The organism is Pseudomonas sp. p106, assembly GCF_003936645.1.
GTDB classification, from domain to species: domain Bacteria; phylum Pseudomonadota; class Gammaproteobacteria; order Pseudomonadales; family Pseudomonadaceae; genus Aquipseudomonas; species Aquipseudomonas putida_E.
In genome coordinates this window covers 1-20,956 of record NZ_RHQR01000030.1, presented here as the reverse complement: position 1 = coordinate 20,956, position 20,956 = coordinate 1, and the positions used below count along the sequence as shown (strand labels likewise).

Below are 20,956 nucleotides of genomic sequence, written 5' to 3'. Positions count from 1 at the left end.
GAGGGGCAGGTGCTATCACGCAACCGGTTCTATATCACCCCCAGGCGCGCTTCGCGTTGACGGCTAGAGGGGTATGTGGTGTAAGAATGCCTTCAGTTTAGTTCTGGCGCGGCTGAGTCGAAATTTCCGCTGGGCTCCTGTACAACATCGCTTTCGGATGGAGGCAGGGAAGGCATGGGGAAGCACGATGGGATGGCGGGGTTGGCAGCCCTGTCTGCGAGGGTAAAAAACGAGCGGCGGTTTCTCTTCGAGAGGCTAAAAGCATTCGAGGAAAAGCTTTTGGGCTTGATGGATGGTCTCGGGTGCCGGGGCTCCAGTAAGTATGTGACAGTTTCTACCTGGGAACACGAGGAGAGTGGCTTTAGCGGAGGGCGCGTAGCTTGGCTATTTTTCGACGGCACCAAGCTTATGGTCAGAACCAGTAGTTTCTCAGACTACTGCGACGATACCAAACAGGATGACTACGAGTTGGACGCGGTGGAACTCAGCTGGCTGGCACTTCTGAGTGGACCTGAATACCTAGACTCTCTTGTCGCAGACATTGCTGACACCCTGGAGGAGGAGCACACGCTTTTCTCCAGCGCGAACGAATGGCTTACAAAGTTCGTAGCAGCTGAGAAGGCAGAGATTGATGCTGATCTGTCTGAGAATTTTGAAGAGCATCCAACTCTTCTTGAATCATGGCAGAAAGCCAGAGCTGTAGTCGAAAGCGACCCTGAGGATTCCATCGCTCGTAGTTCTTCACACCTGGAAACAGTCCTGAAGGCTTGTCTCAAACAGCTAGGTGATGTCGGATACGAGACTGAGCCTTTGGTAAAGCTCATCAACCGAGTTGGAAATAAGCTGCACGATGGGCAGGCGGTTGATGCAGGTGCTCTTCAAATGCTTGGAGGGCTTAAGGGAATTTTCCATGGCATCGGCACTGTCAGGAACTCAAGCAGTACAGCTCACGGAAAAAACGAAGGTTATGCCGCTCCCGGAGTAGAGGTAGCGCAGCTAATAAATCACCTAGCCGGCGCCGGTTCAGCGTTTATCCTCAAGCAAACCGAGATGGTATTGAAAGCAGAGTCGGCTACTCCGCTCACTGATTAGGTCGCGTGAAGATAAATATACAACAAAAACAGCCATCACCGAGACCATCGGTAATGGCTATCCTGGTTTGAAGCGTGCCCCTGCTAATGGGGCGTCCGAACCCATTAAGTTTCGAACTTAATTAAGCTGCCGTTGTTTTCAAGCATTAGCGCGAAACTCGCTGTTGGCACATACATCTCAAAAAGCTTTTTTGAGGATCGGCGAAATTTTAGCGCTAACCTGCATGCGTGCGTCAGCTTTGCGGTCTGACTGAGAAGGCACATGCTCGAAAATACTGCAAATAAGTTGCGTCCGCCTCACTAGGCCAAATGGTAACCAGAGGTTTCCAGCCAGGAGCGCGCCGATTACGTCGTCCAGTCTCTTGGTATAGGGACGCTCGTTGCCCTAAGTCGGGGCCATACGAGGCCGATGATTTTTCAGGCTATCTACGAAAAGAGATGTCGCAAATACCGCATGGATCGTGTCAGCGAGACCTTGAGGGCACAGCTTTTTGCGAGCATATCGAAGCGTCCCTTCTCTTCCAGTCAGCCAAAGCATGTGGATTCTGGTCGTCATGCACGTCGACTCACGCCTAGAGCGGGACCGCCGAAGCCTGTCCGACTCTGCTCTTCACGAGTGACGGTTGAGATGTGGACTGCTGGACAGCTGCTGAGTAGATCTCTGGACTAAGCTAGCTCTAAGTGGCTGAGTGGCGTCGTTGGGATGTCGAGGCTAGACAAGGAAGAGTTTCGCATGACTTCAATTATATGCTGGAACAATAGGGCTGAAGATTGGTATCCGGGACTATGGGCGGTTGCAGATTCTAGGGTTTCAAGTGGTGCGGGATCAATGACCGATAGTATGCAGAAGCTATTTGTGCTTCCGGTTAGCTTGTACTGCGGTGAGAGTACTATAACTAGAGAACATTCTCGTAGGATTTTGAGTGTTTGTTACGGGTTTGCGGGCAGCACCCTTATCGGGACTAGTGTGAAGGATATTTTGGCGCTGTGTTTGGATAATATCTCGGAGGTGAATTTTTACGACGGTGATGGTGATGTGTCCAAGAGTCTCGAAGAGCGAATGCCAAGCATTGAAGAGGTTGCCAGGCTGGCTCAAAAAATAGCCCAAAAATATTTGTTGGCTATGGGGCAATCTCATCCAAATAACGCACGCTGTGAAATCATAGTATTCGGATTTTGTAAGAGGCATAATGGCACAAAGGCCTTTGTTCTTAAGAATGCACCGGAGCATCCGGCTTTAGTTGGCTTTGAGGAAAAGGATGTCTCTGGTGACGCTTATGTTGTGTTGGGTGATAAAAAAGAAGAGGTGTTAAGAGAGGTGGAGCGTAAAAGTGCGGTTTGTGCTGAGGAACGCTACTGGAAGGGGCGGGCTCCCATTGTGGCATTGCAGCAAATAATCAAAGACTCTTCGCTTTCCTCAATCGGTGGGTATGCCCAAATCTGTATGGCAACTAGGTTTACTTCCCGAACCATGTATATAGCTGACGTGGCAAGCCATAAATACCCGCTGTTAGGTTTTGATGTATTTACTGATCTAGGGACTATAGGCGGGTTTTCGATTTCCCTAAATCCATCTCTGGTCATCGATGAGCGATTGATTGACTAGTGGCTAAAATTTCCGTTTCCTCTCTCGCATACGTTACTTCGCTAGTGATATTCAGGCGAAATGCTGGGTTTTGAGAGGAGCTGTGCAGCTGTGACTCGCCCGCGGGCGAAACTAGACCAGCGCAGTAGGAGGATTGGGTCTCCGCGCGCACGTCGGAGAAAGCTCGCCAAATTGCAGGCCAGGTGCATGGCTCACAGCATTGATTAGGGTTTGCCGTTCACACCTCGGAAGGCTACAAACCCGCATCCTGTAGCAGCTCAGAAGGCTTGCATCTGATCGCCACTGCGATCCTTAGGATGTTCAGAAACGTCACGTTTCTTTCCCCGCGCTCGATTTTTCCCATGTGCGCACGGTCCACCTCGGCGGCGTCAGCTAGGGCTTCTTGAGAAAGTCCAAGTGCTTTCCTACGCACACGTATGGACATCCCGAGCTTAACGAGGTCCCCGTGCTTATCTGATTCCGCCGAAATTCTTGCCATCGGCGAAATCTGCAACGTATGATGCATTCACGACCACGGCATTTACGACCCATTTTGTGTTTTTGATGCCCGCAGGTGCTTCAGGGTGGGGCTGACGCCGCCTCCTAGACGGTCAAGATCTAGGTGTTCAAGACCGCCACGGCTAGGTCCTACGTCCACAGGTTTACCTTTTGGCGTACTCCAATTTGCGCTCGTTTATTAAAAGGACGTTTCGATGTTCATCAAAAAACCTAACCTAGTAAACATCGTTGCAGTGGTTGCTACCATTGCTAGTTTAGGAGTTATGTCCGGATGCAAAGACGACGAAAACACAGTTCCCGCATCCGCGAATACAAATGCTAAGAGCAGTGTCAAGAGTGATGAACTAGCTTTCGATGAGTTGAACTCGACTTTTTCCGCAAAATTTGAGAACCCAGGGCAGGGCGCGCCAGACTCCTATTTGGATATCCTGAACCCAGCTGTAGGATTTGGTTTGTACAATAATCTACGCAATTGGGAGGAGAGTGGTCAGGATATCGCCGAGCTTCTGAAAACCTCTGTCCTAGGAGAGGCAGAATCCTCTGAGGTTTTCAAACTCGGGCGCGAATATGACGATGCGACAGACGAATTTAAGAAACGCGACCTGAGCGAGCAAATCCTAGCGCAAACCAAAGTTGAGGCTAGCAAGGTCGATGGTAACAGGTTAGTAAGGTTTCTGAGCGTGCCTGGCCAACAAGCTGCTCTTAAACTAAGTAAATATAATTTTGAAGAAAAGAATTTCAAGATAGACCACTGCTTGTTTTCCGATAAGTTGCAGTACTCGAAAGATGAGCAACGTATCGCGCAAAATCTGAAAGGAGCCGATCAAGAACGCTGTTATTTCCGTACGTCAAATACTGAGTTGAAAATAGGTTTTGTGGGAGGCTCCAATGTTCGTCTGAAGGTCGAGGATCCTGAGCTGGCAAGAAAAATTGCGGCTGAAAAAGACAGTTTAAGGATCGAGGTGTTTGGGTACGTCGATAGCGTGCAGCGTGATAAAGTTGGTGGGGCCCTTGTGAAAGAGCGGCGAGTTTTGATTTCGCCGCAAAAGCTTGTGCTGATAGGTGCTGATCGGAATGTCATCTTGGAAACGAAGATCTGACTGCGTCATTTGTTTTTCAGGAAATTATATAGATGGAAATAATCAAAAAAGGGCTGGTCCGAATTGTCGGAAAAGTCTCGAGTGTCAATAGCAGTGTTCACACTACAGGCAGCGTAAGAACCGGTGCTTTGACAGGTAACGTATCCGGCAGCATCAGCAGCAGTGATCAATTTACTTTTAGAATCGGTGCGATCTCTGCGTCTTTCAAGCATGAGGGTGGCGTAAGCATTCGAGAGGGAGATGAAGTCGTAGTTGTGGGGAAGATGAAAAAGGGGCAGTTAGAAGGTTATGCTCTCAAAAACCTATCGACTAACGCTTCGTACGACCACACCAACTCGTTCGCATATTACAGTTTGTGGTGTTTTTTGCCTGTATCTCTAGGGCTCATCTTAATCATTGTCGGTGTTGTTTTGACGCCGATTGTTATCATGTTGATAAGCATGTTTGACAAAATGAAATATGCTGCGCACATGGTTGAATCCTACAGGCCCTGATGAAAGGTTAGTTTTTATATGCTAAGTGTTAGGGCTTTGAATCTTGGCGTGCTCGTGTTAGCACTGCTCCCGATGATTGCAAAAGCAGATTTCTGCGATATCTTGGCAGGTCGTGGCTCTGATTCATGCCGAGTAAGTGCTGGGAAAAATGGAGCAGTCATATTCGGTAGCTGGCTACGACTGAAACCGGAGACAGCAAGTCAGCCCAGTACCAAAACGCAGGGTAAATATGTATCGGGCACCACGCCTGCGGTTGGTACCTTGGGGGTGCCACACCAGGGGCGACTGAAGCTCACCATAGACTGCTTTGCAGGTAAGCGTTCGATGAGGATTGATGCGCTTCCTTATATGCTTGGGCTGGCGAATGGTAGCAACAAGTCATTCGATCTGACCTTCAAGATTGATAGCAAAGCAGTTTTCACAGAAACGTGGGCCCTAGATTGGCAACACGCTGAGCTAAAAGCACCCAGCGGTAGCCAGCTAGCTAATCAGCTTCAGCACGCAGAAAAGCTTACGGTCACAACAGAGGGAATTGTGGGTCGTAACTCGTCTGTGGGTTACGTGTATGACGTGCGTGGTTTTGACCAACTTAATGCGACGCTCTGCATGTGAGCGTCAATCAGCTGAGGCCGTGGGGGGTAGTGATCACCTCGCGGTCTTCTTTCGCTCTCTTCCTTACGTGGCTATCGCGAGCAAGCTATCCCGTCAGGGTTTTGGCTTCGACCTGAGTTAACGTTGGGGCCTGTCTGCACTAACCCAGAGCTGGCGTCAATCTACGGCCGATCGTCGGCAGAAGTAAGGGCGGCGACCAACGGATTCTTGCCTAGCCCAGCACAGCGGAAAATTTGACGCTCTGTGTGCTTTTCTCGAAGCCATCCTGAACTGCGGAAGTAGAGCGGGTGAAACCAGGCTAATTTTCCTGGCTGGATGAGTGGATTGCTCAATGCAGCATTTTCGCCGAATTTACACCTCGAAACGGCCATCCCCATCGATTCGCGGTCTCCGCACATCCTTCTAGCATAGACCAGTCAACCACACTGATGTCGAGGTGGCTATGCAAAGCTCACTATTCGGTTCTGAGCAGAATCCCTTCGATGGAAATTTGCCTGACCAGTCAAGGATGCCGATGAACCTGGGGGATCGCGACGTGTACTCCGTTGTCATCCGCGACCTCTGTAATGACTGGGATGCGCTGATCGTGACGGGCTATAGCGGTCTGGAGCAGCTCATTCAGTTGATTACGGCACGTGGGAAAGCGCAGACCCCCATTCGTATCATCCTTGGCTCTGATCCGGTGACGGTTCGAAATCCAAGGTTGAGCCTCAAAAACTATGATTTCTCAGCAGAAATGCGTGCGTACTGGCTTGAGCGGGGCATATCGTTGGCGTTATGCGGGCAGGTTTTGCACTGTATTGAGCTTGTAAAAGCTGGCCACGTCCGCATCCGCTACCCAACTGGTTGCCGGCGGCTGCACGCCAAAATGTACTGCTCAGCGGGGGCTGTGACCCTTGGCTCCAGCAACTTCACCTGGCCAGGCTTGCATACTCAGCAGGAAGCGAACGTACGTTTCACATCGGGTGACAGAGCGCGCTTCTTAGAGGCAAAACAGGTCGCTGAGTGCTTCTGGAGTCAAGGAAAGGACGCCGAGGATGCCTTTGTAGCGCTCCTTGAGCAATTATTGAAGTTTGTCACTTGGCAGGAGGGCCTTGCCAGGGCAAGCGCCGAATTGCTGGAAAGCGAGTGGGCCCATCATTACCTGGAATCGCTTTTGGAGATCGATCCTGTTGATCTGTGGCCGTCCCAGCGCCAAGGCATAGGGCAAGCGCTGTATCTCCTAGATACAGTCGGGGCAGCTTTAGTAGCGGACGCTGCGGGCTCTGGTAAAACCAGGCTGGGTGCGCATCTTATTAGGGCTATGCATGACCGAAACTGGTCATTAGCAAGAGCCCGTAAGGGCGCAATGCTCTTGATCTGTCCGCCGCTTGTACGGAAAGACTGGGACAGAGAAACCGCCATGTGTGGATTCAATATTGCCACCGTATCTCACGGCCTTTTGAGCAGGCTGAGCGAGGAGGATAGCTCCAACTTGGCCATTCATTTGTCGACGGCGCAGACGCTCGCTGTTGACGAAGCCCACAATTTCCTGAACCAGACATCCAAACGAACACGGTACCTGAAGCTGAACCTCGCTGACCAGGTCGTGCTTTTCACCGCGACACCCATCAATCGTACTCGTGCGGATTTGCTTCGCTTAGTCGACATTCTCGGCGCGGATAATTTCGATGATGAGGTACTGGGGGTATTTGAGCGCTTGAGCAAAGGCGGTCTGGGTGTCGCCGATATCCACGAAGATTTATCGGCGCTCCAGGCTGGAATCGCGAGTTTCACGTTACGCCGCACAAAAGCGCAACTCAACGCTATGGTCGATCTGGAGCCTGAGGCTTACCAGATGCCGGGTGGACGGATATGCCGGTATCCGAAGCAAATCTCTGCCAGTTACTCATTGGATGAACCTGAGCAGGACCGAAGGCTGGCAAGTGAGATTCGCTTGTTAGCGTTGCAACTCAAGGGGGTTTCCCATTTTCAAAAACCTCTGGTGCTTTCAGAAAGCCTGAGGCAAATAGGCATCACTCCAGAGCTGTATTTACGCTTCCGCTTGAAGGCCGCCCGGTCCTTGGCCCTGTTTCATGTGATGTCGAGCCTTCGCTCGTCCAGTCTGGCACTTTACCGACATATCGAAGGAGAGCGTGCAGCTTGGCGTCGAATGGGTTTGGATAAAGACGCTTTGAAAGTCGGGGATGACGAAACCGGCAATATGCTGGACCGTACCGCAAGGCTGTCGGGTTCCATACCGGAAAACCACCTTGGAATCGCGTTGCCTTCATGGCTCACCGACGCTTTTGAGCATGCGCGTGTGTGCGATGAAGAATGCTCGATCTATGCTGCGATTCTCGAACGATTGAAACGAATGAGCGGTCATCGCGAGTTGCGCAAGGTTGAACTGCTGGCAGAAATGTTGGAACGCCATGAGCAGATTTTGGCATTCGATCATTATCCGCTCACGCTGAGATATTTCGAGCACTTGTTGACCAAACGTACTCCCGTTTCTCGGGCTTTTGAGGTGGTCTTGGGTATTGGTGGTGACCGCCGAAGTCATGAACACATTCAGTCGCTTCTGGATCCTGAGGCCCAGTCGGCAGGACGCCTGATTGTCCTTTGCAGCGATGCGCTATCTGAAGGCGTCAACCTCCAGCGGGCATCCACCCTCGTTCACCTAGATATGCCGAGCGTTGTTCGCATAGCCGAGCAGCGTGTTGGGCGTATTGACCGGATGGATAGTCGTCACATCGAGATCGAGTCTTGGTGGCCGAAAGACAGTCCTGAGTTTGCCCTTAGGTCAGACGAGACGTTCTTCCGCCGCATAGATGAGGTGGACAGTCTAATCGGGGGAAATTTGATGCTCCCTGAGGACATGCGCACCCCGCATGAGGACCGGATTGTTACGCAGGAGGAACTGGAAAAGGAGATGCGGGCTAGGGAGTCGAGATATTGGGACGGCATTGAAGACGCCTTCGCGCCTGTGCGGGGTCTGGTCAGCGGGCCAAACGCTTTGATCAGCCCAAGCCTGTATGAACAGTATCGGAGTGAGACAAGCAAGGTGCTGTCCAGGGTGAGTGTTGTTGGTGCAGCAGAGCCTTGGGTGTTTCTTTGCTTGGCTGGCGAGCGCGCACGTGCACCAAGATGGATTCTGCTTCCAGGTTTAGCTGAGCAACCGGTTGTGGATTTGCGCGAGATTGTTAAGCACCTTAGGGAGCGCCTGCCGGCCGAAGCTCAGACCCTTAACCCAACCCGAGCAGCTATGGGTGAGCTTCAAAAATTCCTAGCCACCTTGAGCGAGATGGAAAAGCTGCTGCTGCCTAAAAAGAAGCAGCGCGCCATTGATCAGTTCCACTGGGCGGTGGCGATGTGGATACGCGATCCGAACTGGATATCCTCCGAGGATGAAGCCGAGCAGATCAAGCAGCTCCTGGAAATGTTCGAGATGGGTTCAGGTGATCTCACGCCTGACTGGGGGCATTTGGCCGATCTTTGGCTTGAGTTGGTGCGTCCTCGAAGTGCTGAACTCCTACAGAAGAAAGGGCGGCGGACTACCATGATGCGACTGCGCGACCTTGAGCCCAGCCTCAAGCCTCGCCCCATTGAGGTAGATGCACTCTTGAAAAAACTCCAGGGTGTCGAATTGCGGAGGCGTTGGGAAGAGCGAATAGTCGCTTGTGTCTTGGGTTACGGAAAACCAAACGCTAATTAATGTGTGCGGGGCCTGATTTCACAGGCCGTGGATTTTATGAAAAGGCCCCGGCCATTATGTGCAATAAGCATGGGCTTGCTCCGATTCTGCTGGTGCTGCGCCCTTATCTAAACGATGGTTGTGAGGTAAGAGTACATCTGTACCCCTTCCGTTTGTGCATCACTTTCGTCTGTACGGACGTTGAGCGCAGCCAGGATTTCAGGCTCATGTAAGGCTTGTGAGATCAAGTTTCTCTGCCATGTTTCAAGCACCCTATGGAGGCGTCGGGGCGTGACATCTAAACGCCATTACTGATATCGTCCGGCGCTGCTCAAGAGGGATCTAGCAGTGACCACAACCTACCTCAAATACTTCCCCAAGCCTGTCCTCGACGACCTCGTCAACGGCAGATGGCTGCCTATCATCGGCGCCGGTATGTCTCTGAATGCCCACGTCACATCAGGTCAGAGACCACCGCTCTGGGGAGAGCTTGGTAAGCTCCTCGAAGACGACTTAATTGACTTCAATTCCAGTGGCGCTTTGGATGCGATCTCAGCTTACGAGCATGAGCTAGGGCGCGCGAGGTTGATGGACAAGCTCACGCAGGTGCTGCTGATCCACGAAGCCCAGCCTGGGGCGGCGCACAAGAGCTTTTGCTCCATCCCGTTCGATATCGTCTGCACAACGAACTTCGATTTTCTGCTGGAGCAGGAGTACCGGCTCGGGCCCAACGTCGTTTATCCCATCCTTGAAGAGGAGCAGCTGTCGCTGAACTCATCCAAGGCCGGGGTGAACCTGCTCAAGCTACATGGCGATCTTCACCATCCAAGAAGGATGGTGGTCACGGAGGCTGACTATGATGGCTTCCTCGCGAACTATCCGCTGTTCGCAACCTACCTAGCCAATCTTCTGATCACCAAGACGGCGGTATTGGTCGGCTACAGCCTAGATGACCCGGATTTCCGGCAGATCTGGCACGTGGTCTCGCAGCGCTTAGGACGTACTAGACGATTTGCCTACACCATCGTCGTCGGCGCTAATCAATCTGATATCTCCCGATTCGAGCGTCGCGGAGTGAAGGTGATAAACCTCCCAGGTACGCGGGACAAGTACGGAGAGATCCTGGCTGCGGCGTTCGATGAGCTTCGAGAGCTGCTGAGGGACGAAGCCTTCACTGTGATGAAACCGACTGAAGAGCGGGCGATGCAAGAGCTGTCGCTACCGCGTTCAGCGCCATCGCGGCTCTGTTTCTTCTCGCTGCCCTTGGAGGTTCTGCCGTTCTATAAGGACCAGGTTTTTCCCGCCCTGGAGGACATCAACCTCGTCCCGATTACGGCTGATGGAATTATCTCCCCGGGGGATATGGTAATTGCGAAGCTGGATGCGCTTATCGACCGCTCCATCGCGATGGTCATTGATCTGTCGTCCAACTGGACGATGGTTGAACTGAAAATGGCAATCAGCCGTGCAGCGTCAAGAAGAAGAGAGGGAAGGCCTCTCGAATTGATCGTGGTGATGCGAGAGGGTCAGCAGTTGCCCACCGCCTTGGAAGGCGTGAAGGTGATTTATCGGCCAGATCTGTTGACTTCTCAATCAGAGGATTTTGCGATCGATCTGATCGCAACCCTCGAAAAAGTGCTCCCGTCAGACCGTGATTCCCAGCTGGGTGAGGCGCGACGACTTCTGAGGGTGAAGGAGTATCGTGCAGCTATCGTTTCGGCAGTCACCTATCTTGAAGGCGAGCTGCGAAGCGTGATGCGATTCAGAGATGAGGACGTTGCCTCAAGGCCTCATTTGTCCCTGTTAGGGATGATCAAAAGCGCAGCCAAGCGGCGCGTGATCGATGATGAATGTCTCTCTGACTTGCATGAGTGGATTCATATCAGAAACGGCATCGTCCATTCTCGGGATGACGTGTTTGTGTCTCAACGGCTGGCTAAAACTATCGTTGATGGGATTGTCAAAATAGTGGACGGCTTCCCGCCTACACCGACGTTAGGAGCGATGTCAGGGTAGGGTTGGTAAGGACAAGGTGGCGGAATCAAGCAAAACTGCTTGATTCACGCGCATCGCTCAGCTTTGTACCAACGCGACCTAAGAAGCATCCCTACTTCTTTTTAGGTGCCGGAGGTGGTGCCTTGGGCGGAGTGGCAGGGCGCTGACTTGTTGTTTCTTTGCTGCCTCCGCCGTTGACGGAGTTAGGTGGCCTTCTTGGTGGATTGGACATGCTAATTCCTTGCTTTGATTGATTCTGTCGTCGGCTGCGGCCTGCCTCAAGTTGCGAGGTTGGCGAACAACCCTGGTTATTTGGCTAAGCCAATTTTTGCACCCTGAGGCTATCCGTTTCGGCGCGGTGGTGCCGGCGGAGCTTTTGGCGGCGTCGGCGGCCGTTGGCTAACCGGGGCAGGCCGTTGTGAATCGCTACCGCTGGGGCGGCGGGGTTGTGGCGATATCCCTCTTTCTTCGTACATCAGTTACCTATCCTTGTTGGACGGTTTAGGTGGGGAGGGCGGAGGAGTAGCGGGGCGCACGTTTACCGGCGCCGGAGGACTGACATTCATTCCATCGTTGGCGACGCGCACCACCACATGCTTTTTGCTTTGGTCACTTTTATTGGTCATTCGATGTCTCCTGCTGCTCAAGGAACTCAACCATCAAAACGTCGGAATTTGAGATCAAATAGCTCTCAACCCCCGGCATCTCGGCCCACTGACCCTCTTCATCTATCCAGCAAGGCTGTGTAATCAAGAAATGGCCTGATGCCGGATCTGTTGGCCACACCTGTGGATACCCGAACAGCCGACGTCCATCAAGCAATGTCAACACCACGGTTTGCCCTGACCCCCTGCGGAACGCAAATACCCATTCTGGATACGAGGCTCGCGACGTGAATCCAAGCTTCCTTGCGATTCTGTATAGATAGTCATGATTGGACGCGTACGACAAACCTAGGCCCAGGCATACCGCGAGCGCGATCCCCCAGGTGGCCTCTGTGTCGGTAGTCCATGACCCTATCGCGAACCAATGCTCACCCACCCAAAGAAGGACTTTTGAGATTCCGGATACGATGATGGTGATGATGCCGGTACCAATCAGAGCCTGAACCGTGCGCTCGAACTGACCTGGCTTTTTTACGTCTGCCAGCCAGTAAAAAATCATCGTAGTGATAAAGCCTGGTATCAGCATCTGTACCAGAGGGAGAATCTTCGTTGCTAGGTCTTCCACTGCCTATCCCATTGAGTGATGCCTGTTAGCCATCACTATAGCGGTGGGGTCTGGATCTTAGGTAGCCATTTTGGGGCTGGCATCTGTGCATGCTGGATAGGGCGCACACGGACCGCAGAATCTATGCGAGCGAGCATTGACTGTGACGCACACCTCTGGCCCAGGTACAAGGGCCGTCTGGTTATCTAGTCGAGCGAGTAAGGCCGGTGATGTTACTAGGCGCCTTGCCCGATAAACACGGGATTCATGAACCCTACGACGCTTGATCGGCTTTTTGTACCAATTGGTACATTTCATCAGTAAAATCCGTGCCTGCATGTCGATTGTCCTACAAACCTACGATCTGGTAAGCGGAGTACTGAGTAGATGCAAGTGAATGCAGATCGGCTGATGAGCACGCTCGAGCATAAGATGCTGCTCGAGGCCTTCTTGGTCCATTCGAGCGATGTGAGACTCGAGGTGATGTGAAATTACTACTGTGGCAGTTCATATACACGGAGCCGGGCTTAGGATTGAGCGATCCGCAGATCCTCACGGTAGCGATCGATGGGAAGGGCTGCGTGAGTGATTTTGCGCTTGTCTAAAGGGGACAGTCCTAGCTGTTACAACATCCGAGCGTTATAGCTGTGCAGCGCTATTGCGGGTGGTTGGTAACTGGACGGGCCTCGTTCTATTGAGGCGCTCATCACGCGTGGCCGCAATCGACACATGGTGGAAACCGATCCAAGGATCTGTATTCAGTATCGGCCTCATCGCCGGCCGGCTACCACATGACTAACCCCATCCTTCAGGCCCGCGCTGTACCTGGGGGAGCCGCGCTTGCCCGCTATGGGTCGATATCAGCCGTTGCAGGCAGTACTTCGCGTCATCCCTCCCTTCGTTAGCGCCCTATAATCGTTCTACTCAGTGCGGAGGGTAGAGCATGAAACGAACCTTGGAAGGCATGGCCGAAGCTGGCGAGCCACTGTTGCGCGAAGCCCTTGAGGCGATAAGAGCGCATCGTAACGCTCAGGATGGTGGGGCATCTCCCGAGGAGGTGGAACGCCTCAGACTACTGGCGGACTCGCTGTATCAGGCTGCGGCGGATTTTCAGCTACTCGAAGCCGGCAGCCTGGCCGAATCGATTCACTGACGTAGAGGCACTGATGCCCAATCCACCCAAGATTTTGCCACCTGATCACAAAGCCTACACCGAGGCAGTAGAGGCAATGCGGCTGTACCACGAAGGTTTGGATACCGGCGCGCCTGCAATTGAGGTGGAACGGTTGCGTCTGATTGCCGAGGCGCACTTTCAAGCCGTGACTGACTATCAAATGCGGGCCTTTGGCCGTGGTGGAGGAACCACTCACTGACAGGCAAGGGCGTGGAGGATTGTACGTCCTGCTGATGTCCGCTCTCGATCCTTAGCTGCCGCAGCAACCATTCATTATCTACCGTTCGCAAAGGCGCCTACGAACGACCATTAAGTGCGCTTCGCCCGATAAGGCAATCTCGGTTAGGTCACAGGAAAGTAGCTTGCAGTCGAAAGCCAAGATGGGAAGAGCGGGCTAACCGTATCTTCCTCATTAACTGAAGGTGGCACAGATTTTCTGGCACGAGGCGAGGGCTTGGGGCCTACTAATTTTTTCGAAGCATAAGGCCGGACTGGCAACACGGGTTATGTGCTGTGGTCCATGGAGGGAGAGGAAAAGGGTGGCTCTGTCACAGTGCGTCGTGGTTGCAATCCGTCCCATAGCGTGGCATAGCTACGCTCTTCATTCGTTGCTTTATAATTTTGTCCGATGATGTCAGTATTGTATGAAGGCGATAGATAGCGCCCTGCAACACCCATCGCCCTTCCTAACCAATGCATGATTGCGCAATATCTTAATGCCCTCTTAGATGAAGAAATGATTATAGTTAGCCGAGATCAGGAATGGAAAGAAAACCAGAAAAAAACGCAGTTTACGATGTGGTGGAAGAGTTCCAGGCGACTTGCGAAGAGTATTTATTCTGCTTGATGTTTGCCTCTAGGGGGATAGAAACAACTGGAGACTTGGTAGGCAAGGAAAAGGCGAAGCCTGGCCAGAAATTCTGGATAGCATCGGATACGGAATCCGACCCGAAGTACCATGCCAAAATGGATATTTCGACGTTTGTCGAAAAATCAAAGAAAAATGGTTATTTTGTTAATGAGATTTGCAAATCGTTACTATGCACTATTTATTCTTTATGGGATGAAACATATAGACATAGAATAGCCAAAGCAGCTGGGGTTGATGCTGGCGCATTGATTGCACCATTGATGGGGGACCTGCGTAAAATTAGGCACTGCATCCTACATAATAAGTCCGTAATACCCGAGAATGGTTATGAGTTTGAGGTGCTCGCTTGGGAATTAGCGCCTGGCGTCCTTTCGATTACAGCAGAAATGTTTCGTGAGTTCATTGACACGGTCAGAACCAAAATGGCCATTCAAGCAGCTTCGATGACTCCAGAAATGCAAGAAGTTTATCAGCTCATGACAAAAAAGGAGCGAAAGAGTTTTGATGACTGGTATAAGAAGCCTGGAAACAAAAAACACGACATCCCATGGCCGGAGTTTGATGCTGTACTAAAAAGAATCTATAAAAACAATAGTAACGACGAAGCCTTGTAGGCGCCAGAAGCATCATAAATTTTACTGTGCACCAGACATGACCAGCATCTATTCATTTTTGGGGTGCGGGTAATGGGCCTCACGATGCAAGAACTAGTTTCTTGATCTGCGAGTTTTGGATTTAGGAATACAGGGCGAATGAAACGCGTAAAATGTAAAAGGTTAAGTTTGCGTACTGGCGCGCAAATTACGGCCCGCTTTTGACAGATGTCATCCTTTACCGGTAGTTCGTCGGGTCGAAGCATACGGTCGCATCTAACCGCCTTAGACCCAAGCAGCCTCTGGCAGGCGGCAGCAAATGGTCAGAAGCAGAAGCAGACGCTGAACATGCTGGACGCAAGTTGGTAGCGTTAACTGGAAGCGCCCAGTCCTGACGATAGTTAAACGACTTAAATTTGTTCGCGCAGTAAAAATGAAAGCTGAATCAAGGTGGGAAAAATATGTATAGTGAGCCAAACCATCACTCGCGAAATCTAAAGCTAATATCCTTGATGTTTGTTTTGTACTGGGTACTAGCTTTAAGTCCGGCAGATGATTCCATTAGGCTGTCAATAATAAACTATAAAATACAAAATCCTAAAGCGTTATTCTGGGTAGCTCATGCCGCCTTAGCTTATTTTGCATGGCGATTCTATTTAAGTTCAAAAAACAAGATCAGACATGGTTTCATAAGCTCTTTAGTCATTGGTGACTTTTCGAATCAGGCCTCCAGTATATACAAGGCGTTAAAGAAAAAAGCTGAGGCCGACTACGCAATGCGACATAGGGAAGCATTTCAGCAAGAACGTGAGGATTACGCGCAAAAGCATAAAATAGAAAATTACAATAAGGAGTGCCTTTCCGTTACCCCGTTAGGTTTCGGGTATGAAGGAAATCAATTGAGGCTTGAATACCAAGTTCAATATGACAGAGGGCAGCATGGGGATCTATACTTCAGAAACTATAAAATTTTTTACGAGCGGTATCGTTGGCTGTGCTTTAAATCATGGAGGCTGGTGAAATTTATTCTTGGGAAGGAGGACAGCCCTGACTATGTGATACCTTGGTTTTTGTTTGTTTTTGCAATAACAACTAGCATTTTTAACCATTTCGGCATCACAGCCTTAAACGTATTCAAGTAATGACGAAATGGGGGCAGATTTTTATCAGGTAGACCGGCCGCTTCTGGCCAGTAACTTTGCTTGGTGAAGGGCAGCTATGCGTCGACGGCGGTCAATCACGAGCTGTGGGTTTAGACACAATCAGACCGACTATAAACAAGGGCAGTAGTCAGCTATTGATGGGAGCTTGGTAAGGGTCACTCCGGATCACAATCGAATGACCTTGCTCGTAAAGAGCCATTGCTTCAGGTCCGGTCCATGCGTCAGGGTGCACATTGACACGGAGGGCGCCTTTGTCCAACACCAATATGATCACATTGGCCGCTTCATCTTCACGGATTTCGCAGAGGGTACAACCTTTGAGATCGGCAAAGCTCACGCCTTCACACAGGAACGGGTTGTAGACAGACAAAACAGCCCATCAGACAAAACGATCTGAAGGTAACTCTCAACTTTCAGAGCGCTCCTAATTGCCATGTTAACAGTATGCGTTCGCAATTTTTTAATTCCCTGGGTTGTCCATCGTTAGCATCTCTGCCTACGTTCCCGCCTTATTGGCTAGCCCAAGGGACCTAATCAACGAGTTTTAAAGGCGCGTATACAGGCCAAGGCGCTTTGCCGGGCATCTGCCAACTTTTCTGGCGGAATTTTGTCAACGATCTCCACCAGGCTCTCGCGGGCATCGCTCGCAATCATCAACTCGGTTTCCTCATGCGCGTGCGCTGCATTGCGTGTAGCAGTATCAATGGCGCAACGCACCCACGAGTAAGATTCAACGAGGTCTGGCGCAACACCTTTACCCTCTTGGTAGGCCAGCCCCAGATGCCACTGAGCCTCCGAAACCCCGAGCGTTGCGCCTTTACGCCACAGATCGACAGCTAAAGAGGGGGCGGCCTGCATGCCAAGACCATGGTAGGCCAGGTAACCCAGATTGTTGAACGCAAGCCGATTTCCTTGCGCCACGGCCTGACGCCACTGCCGCACCGCTTCAGGATAGTCTTTGCGCTTGTATGCCTCGACGCCCAGGTCATAGGCCGACTCGCTTTGTGAGGAAATGCGGGGCTGATCCGTGGTGGTCGTAGTAGAGGTGGACGAAGTGCAGGACGTCATCATCAATACGCTGACGACAAATACAATCTTAAATCTCTGTTGCACAATGCAGTCCTTGCCATGTGTTGATCGGGCGCAGGACGTTATCGGAAATCGCTCCCATCAACAAGACCGCGATGGCAAGCAGGATTGCCCTCAAGCCACTGCTATTCAGGCAGCCTCTTCATCCCCAATCAGCGCCCACAGCCTAGCCGACTCGATTAGTTCCAGCATGTTGACCAAGTCGCCATCATCAACCTCCCGCCGTCGGCGCGCGGCATAGGCCTTCTCGCTGAGGACTGCTGCGCGCCCATTAGGATCAGCCACCAGGGCAACCTGGTCGTTCAGCTCGGAGAAACAGACTCATGTAGCCAGGACATCATTCCTATGTGCACCGTCCGCTTTCGACCCATAGCGGCCTCTCGTGAAGGGCAGCGATCGGCCAGAAGCTGCCGGTCAGTCGTTACTTGATGGTCGTTCTCGCATTGTCGCGCACGACCTAGGCCCGTAGGTTTAACCAAGTGCTAGATGCTACGCCATTACAAGAGCCTTCTCCATTGACGGTGGCCCACGTGATCTGCGGGACCGGCCCTCCATTGGATCCAGAAATCAGAGTAGGTATACTAGCCATGGCTTAGAGCCATCACGAAATCAATGCCTCTCTCAACGCTTAGGATTATTCGATGCCCCGTTTTACCGCAATTCCGGTAGGTCAAGGAGATGCGTTCTATTTTGAGCGTGATAACTTTTCGGTGCTTGTGGATGGCGGCAGAAGTACACGATGGATGCGGCAGAAGCTGAACGAAATAGACGCTCGGCCCCTTGATATTATCGTCTGCACACATAATGACGCTGATCATGTGGACGGTATCATTGGCCTGCTGCGTCAAGAGCGTGCCTGCGATGAAATATGGCTGCCGGGCAAATGGATTGAAGTTATAGGTCACGCGCTGAAGCGCGGTCCGTCAATAGCCGAAAAACTCTTGACGGAGATCCGTGAGATTCCAATTAAGCGTGCATTAGAAAAAATCGAAAATCTCCGAACTGGAGAGGCGACTACGTACGAAGCGGCGCATGTGCCACCACAGGAGAGGGAGCAGCCACCAGAGCAACTGGCTGACATGACGATTGAGGACTACTTAAATGAAGCCCAACTTCCATATCGTCACCTCCATTCCCCAGAGATGCGGTATCGCTCTATTTATTCCGCGAATAAGCGATCAAGCCTCAAACATCTTATACAAGCCCTGACTGAAGAGCAAACGACGCTATTCATTGAGCTGATTGATGCCTTGGATCGCATCATGCTTGTCGCATTATTGGCGCTATATCACGAAATCCCAATACGTTGGTTTGAATATGACACAACTCACCCCAGTGGTGGCATCGAGAACGTGCTGGTTCCGCTAAACGCACGTGAAATCCAATTTCACAAACCTCGGGACAACTCTGTTATGGATGTGATCGGGTTGACGGTAGTCAATAAGGAGAGCTTGGTGCTGTGGGCACCACCGGCCCAGAGTATGCCTGGGGTACTTTTTTGTGCAGACTCCCAGCTGACTGATATCGACCTCTCCGCCATCGCGCTAAATAACGCGATCTGCACAGCCCCCCATCATGGCTCCAGTGATAACGATTGCGCGTACGGCCACATTTCACGGGCATTTCAGGATTCCCAATCTCTGGTCTGGGCCCGCAGCGATGGACGTTATAGACAGCGTCCAGGGGTCGCCTACCTGAATACAACCAACCGCTTTTGCACTGTCTGCCGACCAGCAGAAACAGCCCCATACCAGACGGCTGCACAACATCTGAACTTCACCCCAAGTAATGGGCGGTGGACACCTGATGGGACGCGTCAGTGCAATTGCGCTCCGGTTCCTTGATACCAAGAAATTACATTGAAATGATAAAATCTACTGTTACGTAGCTTTATCAGTACAAGTTACTTTTTAGAAGATTTGCTTGGCTCCAAGCCACAAGTGAGGCCTGCTAAGCGCTACCCAACCGTCTGCTTTGGCCGATTGCTGCCCCTCGCGACAGGCCGCTTTGGGTCGATAGCGGTCGGTCGCGAATGGCTGCTAACAACCCAAAGCGGACATTGCGAAAGCACTGCCATTGCTCTTTTTCCCAGGCTGGCGCGAACTCTGTGGGAGCGGGTTTACCCGCGAAGGCATGGCTGTTGACTCCCGAGTTTTTCGCTTCGTAGCCAACCGCCATGCCGAAGGCGCCAGACGCCTGCGCACCGTGGCCGATAGCGGCAGCATCCCTGACCGCCTGGGTGCGCTCGTTACCGATCGCCATGGAGCCGGAGGCCTGTCCAAGCGTCAGACGGCCACCGTTGACGAAGAGTTCTCCGCCCAGGCTCAGCGAGGTCGCACCGGTGCCGGACACGCTTGCCGGGCGATAGAACAGCACGGAGTCGGTCTGGGTGCCTTACCGTCAATGCTCCATCCGCGATTGGCTGGCTTTGCTGTCAGCGCGACTTGAGGCGCATGTAGCCAGCGAGCCAGGTCGCGAATGACAGCAGCGGCGATGGTCCTGCGGCGGACGTAATCCTGGACGGGACGCCCCGACTGGCTACGTTTGAACAGATGGTCCAGGCCCTCGTACGCTCGCCATTGGCAAGCAGAGCGGTGGCCGGTGGCGCTCACCCATTGCTCAAAGTCGAGCCGTGGAGAGATCTGCTCGTCAGCCAGCCCCTGGAGCAGCAGCAGCGGCGTCTGGGTGTCGATGTTGAGCCAGTCGACAGGATGATGCTCGCGTAAGTTCTGCAAGTAAGTCGAAGACATGCCAAACGCAAGCCTGTCTGACCCAGGCGCTGCGCTGGCTACTGCACGCAAGTGCTCAAGATCCTGTTGCAGATCCTGCACCTCGCTGTCGTTCAACAAGGGCATCAGTTCGTTGGCTTGTGCCGCGATAAGGTCTTCCAAGGTACGCCAGGGTGCTGCCATTGCAAAGACGCCGGCGAGTGGTGCTCCTATTTGAGTCTGCCGCCAAGCAATAAGTGGCGCGACATAGCCACCCAGACTATGCCCCAGGAGAAAAACCGGACTGTCGGGTACATTTAGAGCCAAGACGCGGAGGATCGCCATGACGGGCAGGACGTATTCCTCATGGACTGTACCGCTAGTCACCGCATTAGCTGGCATCCTTTTGTCAAAGCGCACCGAGCCGATGCCTCGTCCCGCCAGCCCCCAGGCCAGCTCAGAAAAAATGTGACTGGATCCGATAGTGTAGTCGGCATTCTGAGGACCTGAACCTGGAAGTAAGACTACGACGGGCATAATGCGGTACCGCCGTCGAGGCAGGCACAGTAAGCCTAATAGTTGCTGGGTATCTGGGTCATGCAACCGTTGCTCTGTGAAACGGCGCCCCCTGGCAAGCCTGAAAAAGGGAACGGCTGCCAGCCCGATGATGCTTTCGGTGAAACGCGCGGTGAAGCGCACGCTGGTGCCACCTACGCGCAGTAGACATTCAATGCGTCCAACTGGCCGTTCGCGCAATGAGCGCGGCACCGCCATTTTCACCAACTCCTGTAACGGTCGCAAGACATCGTCTGTTAAGCGGTCAACAAGCGTTGAGTGCGCTTGCTCACGAATCCTGTCGAAGTACCCTGCGCGCAAATTACTCAACAATCGTCGGAACCGTTTGCGCATTGAAGAATCACTCATGCGCCACCCTCGATCTCTGACGCCCTCGGCGCCGCGGTTGAGCATCTTGATCTCATGGCTTTCGATTAGGATCGCCGGCACTGCTCCGACACTGCCCAGCAGCAGTGCCAGAAAATATTGGCTATGAAGCCGACATAGAACTCATGTACAGGA

At 52.2% G+C, this 20,956-nt stretch carries 17 protein-coding genes; 12 read left to right on the top strand and 5 right to left on the bottom strand.

Features of this window, described 5'->3' with window-relative positions; all coding sequences use genetic code 11:
- The first annotated feature begins 174 nt into the window (after positions 1-174).
- Both EGJ09_RS25130 and EGJ09_RS25125 read left to right on the top strand, forming a co-directional pair.
- On the top strand, positions 175-1,092 hold the full coding sequence (locus tag EGJ09_RS25130; RefSeq protein WP_125925063.1) for an abortive infection family protein: 918 nt from the start codon (positions 175-177) through the stop codon (positions 1,090-1,092).
- Positions 1,093-1,824: 732 nt separating this feature from the next.
- Entirely contained in the window at positions 1,825-2,697 is an 873-nt protein-coding gene (locus EGJ09_RS25125; RefSeq protein ID WP_125925062.1) for a hypothetical protein, read from the top strand.
- A 232-nt stretch (positions 2,698-2,929) separates the two neighbouring features.
- On the opposite strand, the gene EGJ09_RS25120 is transcribed toward EGJ09_RS25125, so the two are convergent.
- Positions 2,930-3,175 carry a helix-turn-helix domain-containing protein gene (locus EGJ09_RS25120; protein ID WP_125925083.1) on the bottom strand — a complete coding sequence of 82 codons (246 nt, stop codon included), beginning with the start codon at positions 3,173-3,175 and terminating at the stop codon, positions 2,930-2,932.
- Positions 3,176-3,389: 214 nt separating this feature from the next.
- Between EGJ09_RS25120 and EGJ09_RS25115 the strand changes: the two genes are divergently transcribed.
- The 5 genes from EGJ09_RS25115 (at position 3,390) to EGJ09_RS25095 (ending at position 11,093) form a co-directional block, all read left to right on the top strand.
- A complete protein-coding gene (locus tag EGJ09_RS25115) occupies positions 3,390-4,295 on the top strand; it encodes a hypothetical protein (RefSeq protein WP_125925061.1) in 906 nt (301 codons plus the stop codon).
- A 32-nt stretch (positions 4,296-4,327) separates the two neighbouring features.
- On the top strand, positions 4,328-4,789 hold the full coding sequence (locus tag EGJ09_RS25110) for a hypothetical protein (protein WP_125925060.1): 462 nt from the start codon (positions 4,328-4,330) through the stop codon (positions 4,787-4,789).
- A 54-nt stretch (positions 4,790-4,843) separates the two neighbouring features.
- Positions 4,844-5,401 carry a hypothetical protein gene (locus EGJ09_RS25105; RefSeq protein ID WP_125925059.1) on the top strand — a complete coding sequence of 186 codons (558 nt, stop codon included), beginning with the start codon at positions 4,844-4,846 and terminating at the stop codon, positions 5,399-5,401.
- Between the two features lie 442 nt (positions 5,402-5,843).
- Positions 5,844-9,098, top strand: a complete 3,255-nt coding sequence (locus EGJ09_RS25100; protein ID WP_256658462.1) for an SNF2-related protein — start codon at positions 5,844-5,846, stop codon at positions 9,096-9,098.
- A 327-nt stretch (positions 9,099-9,425) separates the two neighbouring features.
- Positions 9,426-11,093: an SIR2 family protein gene (locus tag EGJ09_RS25095; protein ID WP_125925058.1), complete on the top strand. Its 1,668-nt coding sequence runs from the start codon at positions 9,426-9,428 to the stop codon at positions 11,091-11,093.
- Positions 11,094-11,687: 594 nt separating this feature from the next.
- On the opposite strand, the gene EGJ09_RS25090 is transcribed toward EGJ09_RS25095, so the two are convergent.
- Positions 11,688-12,302: a DUF6338 family protein gene (locus EGJ09_RS25090; protein WP_177433181.1), complete on the bottom strand. Its 615-nt coding sequence runs from the start codon at positions 12,300-12,302 to the stop codon at positions 11,688-11,690.
- A 922-nt stretch (positions 12,303-13,224) separates the two neighbouring features.
- On the opposite strand from EGJ09_RS25090, the gene EGJ09_RS25085 reads away from it, so the two are divergent.
- The 4 genes from EGJ09_RS25085 to EGJ09_RS25070 all read left to right on the top strand — a co-directional run bounded on the left by EGJ09_RS25085 (position 13,225) and on the right by EGJ09_RS25070 (position 16,061).
- Positions 13,225-13,434 (top strand): hypothetical protein, encoded by a 210-nt coding sequence (locus EGJ09_RS25085; RefSeq protein ID WP_125925057.1) that lies wholly within the window; start codon positions 13,225-13,227, stop codon positions 13,432-13,434.
- 13 nt (positions 13,435-13,447) lie between these two features.
- Complete coding sequence (locus tag EGJ09_RS25080) at positions 13,448-13,654, top strand: hypothetical protein (RefSeq protein ID WP_125925056.1); 207 nt, start codon at positions 13,448-13,450, stop codon at positions 13,652-13,654.
- A gap of 563 nt (positions 13,655-14,217) precedes the next feature.
- On the top strand, positions 14,218-14,940 hold the full coding sequence (locus EGJ09_RS25075; protein ID WP_125925055.1) for a hypothetical protein: 723 nt from the start codon (positions 14,218-14,220) through the stop codon (positions 14,938-14,940).
- Between the two features lie 440 nt (positions 14,941-15,380).
- Positions 15,381-16,061 carry a hypothetical protein gene (locus EGJ09_RS25070; protein ID WP_125925054.1) on the top strand — a complete coding sequence of 227 codons (681 nt, stop codon included), beginning with the start codon at positions 15,381-15,383 and terminating at the stop codon, positions 16,059-16,061.
- 555 nt (positions 16,062-16,616) lie between these two features.
- Here EGJ09_RS25070 and EGJ09_RS25065 read toward each other — a convergent pair.
- Entirely contained in the window at positions 16,617-17,195 is a 579-nt protein-coding gene (locus tag EGJ09_RS25065; protein WP_125925053.1) for a tetratricopeptide repeat protein, read from the bottom strand.
- A gap of 617 nt (positions 17,196-17,812) precedes the next feature.
- Between EGJ09_RS25065 and EGJ09_RS25060 the strand changes: the two genes are divergently transcribed.
- Positions 17,813-19,015 (top strand): MBL fold metallo-hydrolase, encoded by a 1,203-nt coding sequence (locus EGJ09_RS25060; RefSeq protein WP_125925052.1) that lies wholly within the window; start codon positions 17,813-17,815, stop codon positions 19,013-19,015.
- A 106-nt stretch (positions 19,016-19,121) separates the two neighbouring features.
- On the opposite strand, the gene EGJ09_RS25055 is transcribed toward EGJ09_RS25060, so the two are convergent.
- Positions 19,122-19,547, bottom strand: coding sequence for a hypothetical protein (locus EGJ09_RS25055; RefSeq protein ID WP_125925051.1), 426 nt, complete (start codon positions 19,545-19,547; stop codon positions 19,122-19,124).
- Positions 19,496-20,803 (bottom strand): S9 family peptidase, encoded by a 1,308-nt coding sequence (locus tag EGJ09_RS25050; RefSeq protein ID WP_158621144.1) that lies wholly within the window; start codon positions 20,801-20,803, stop codon positions 19,496-19,498. The genes EGJ09_RS25055 and EGJ09_RS25050 overlap by 52 nt, the downstream gene beginning before the upstream one ends.
- Positions 20,804-20,956: the final 153 nt, after the last annotated feature.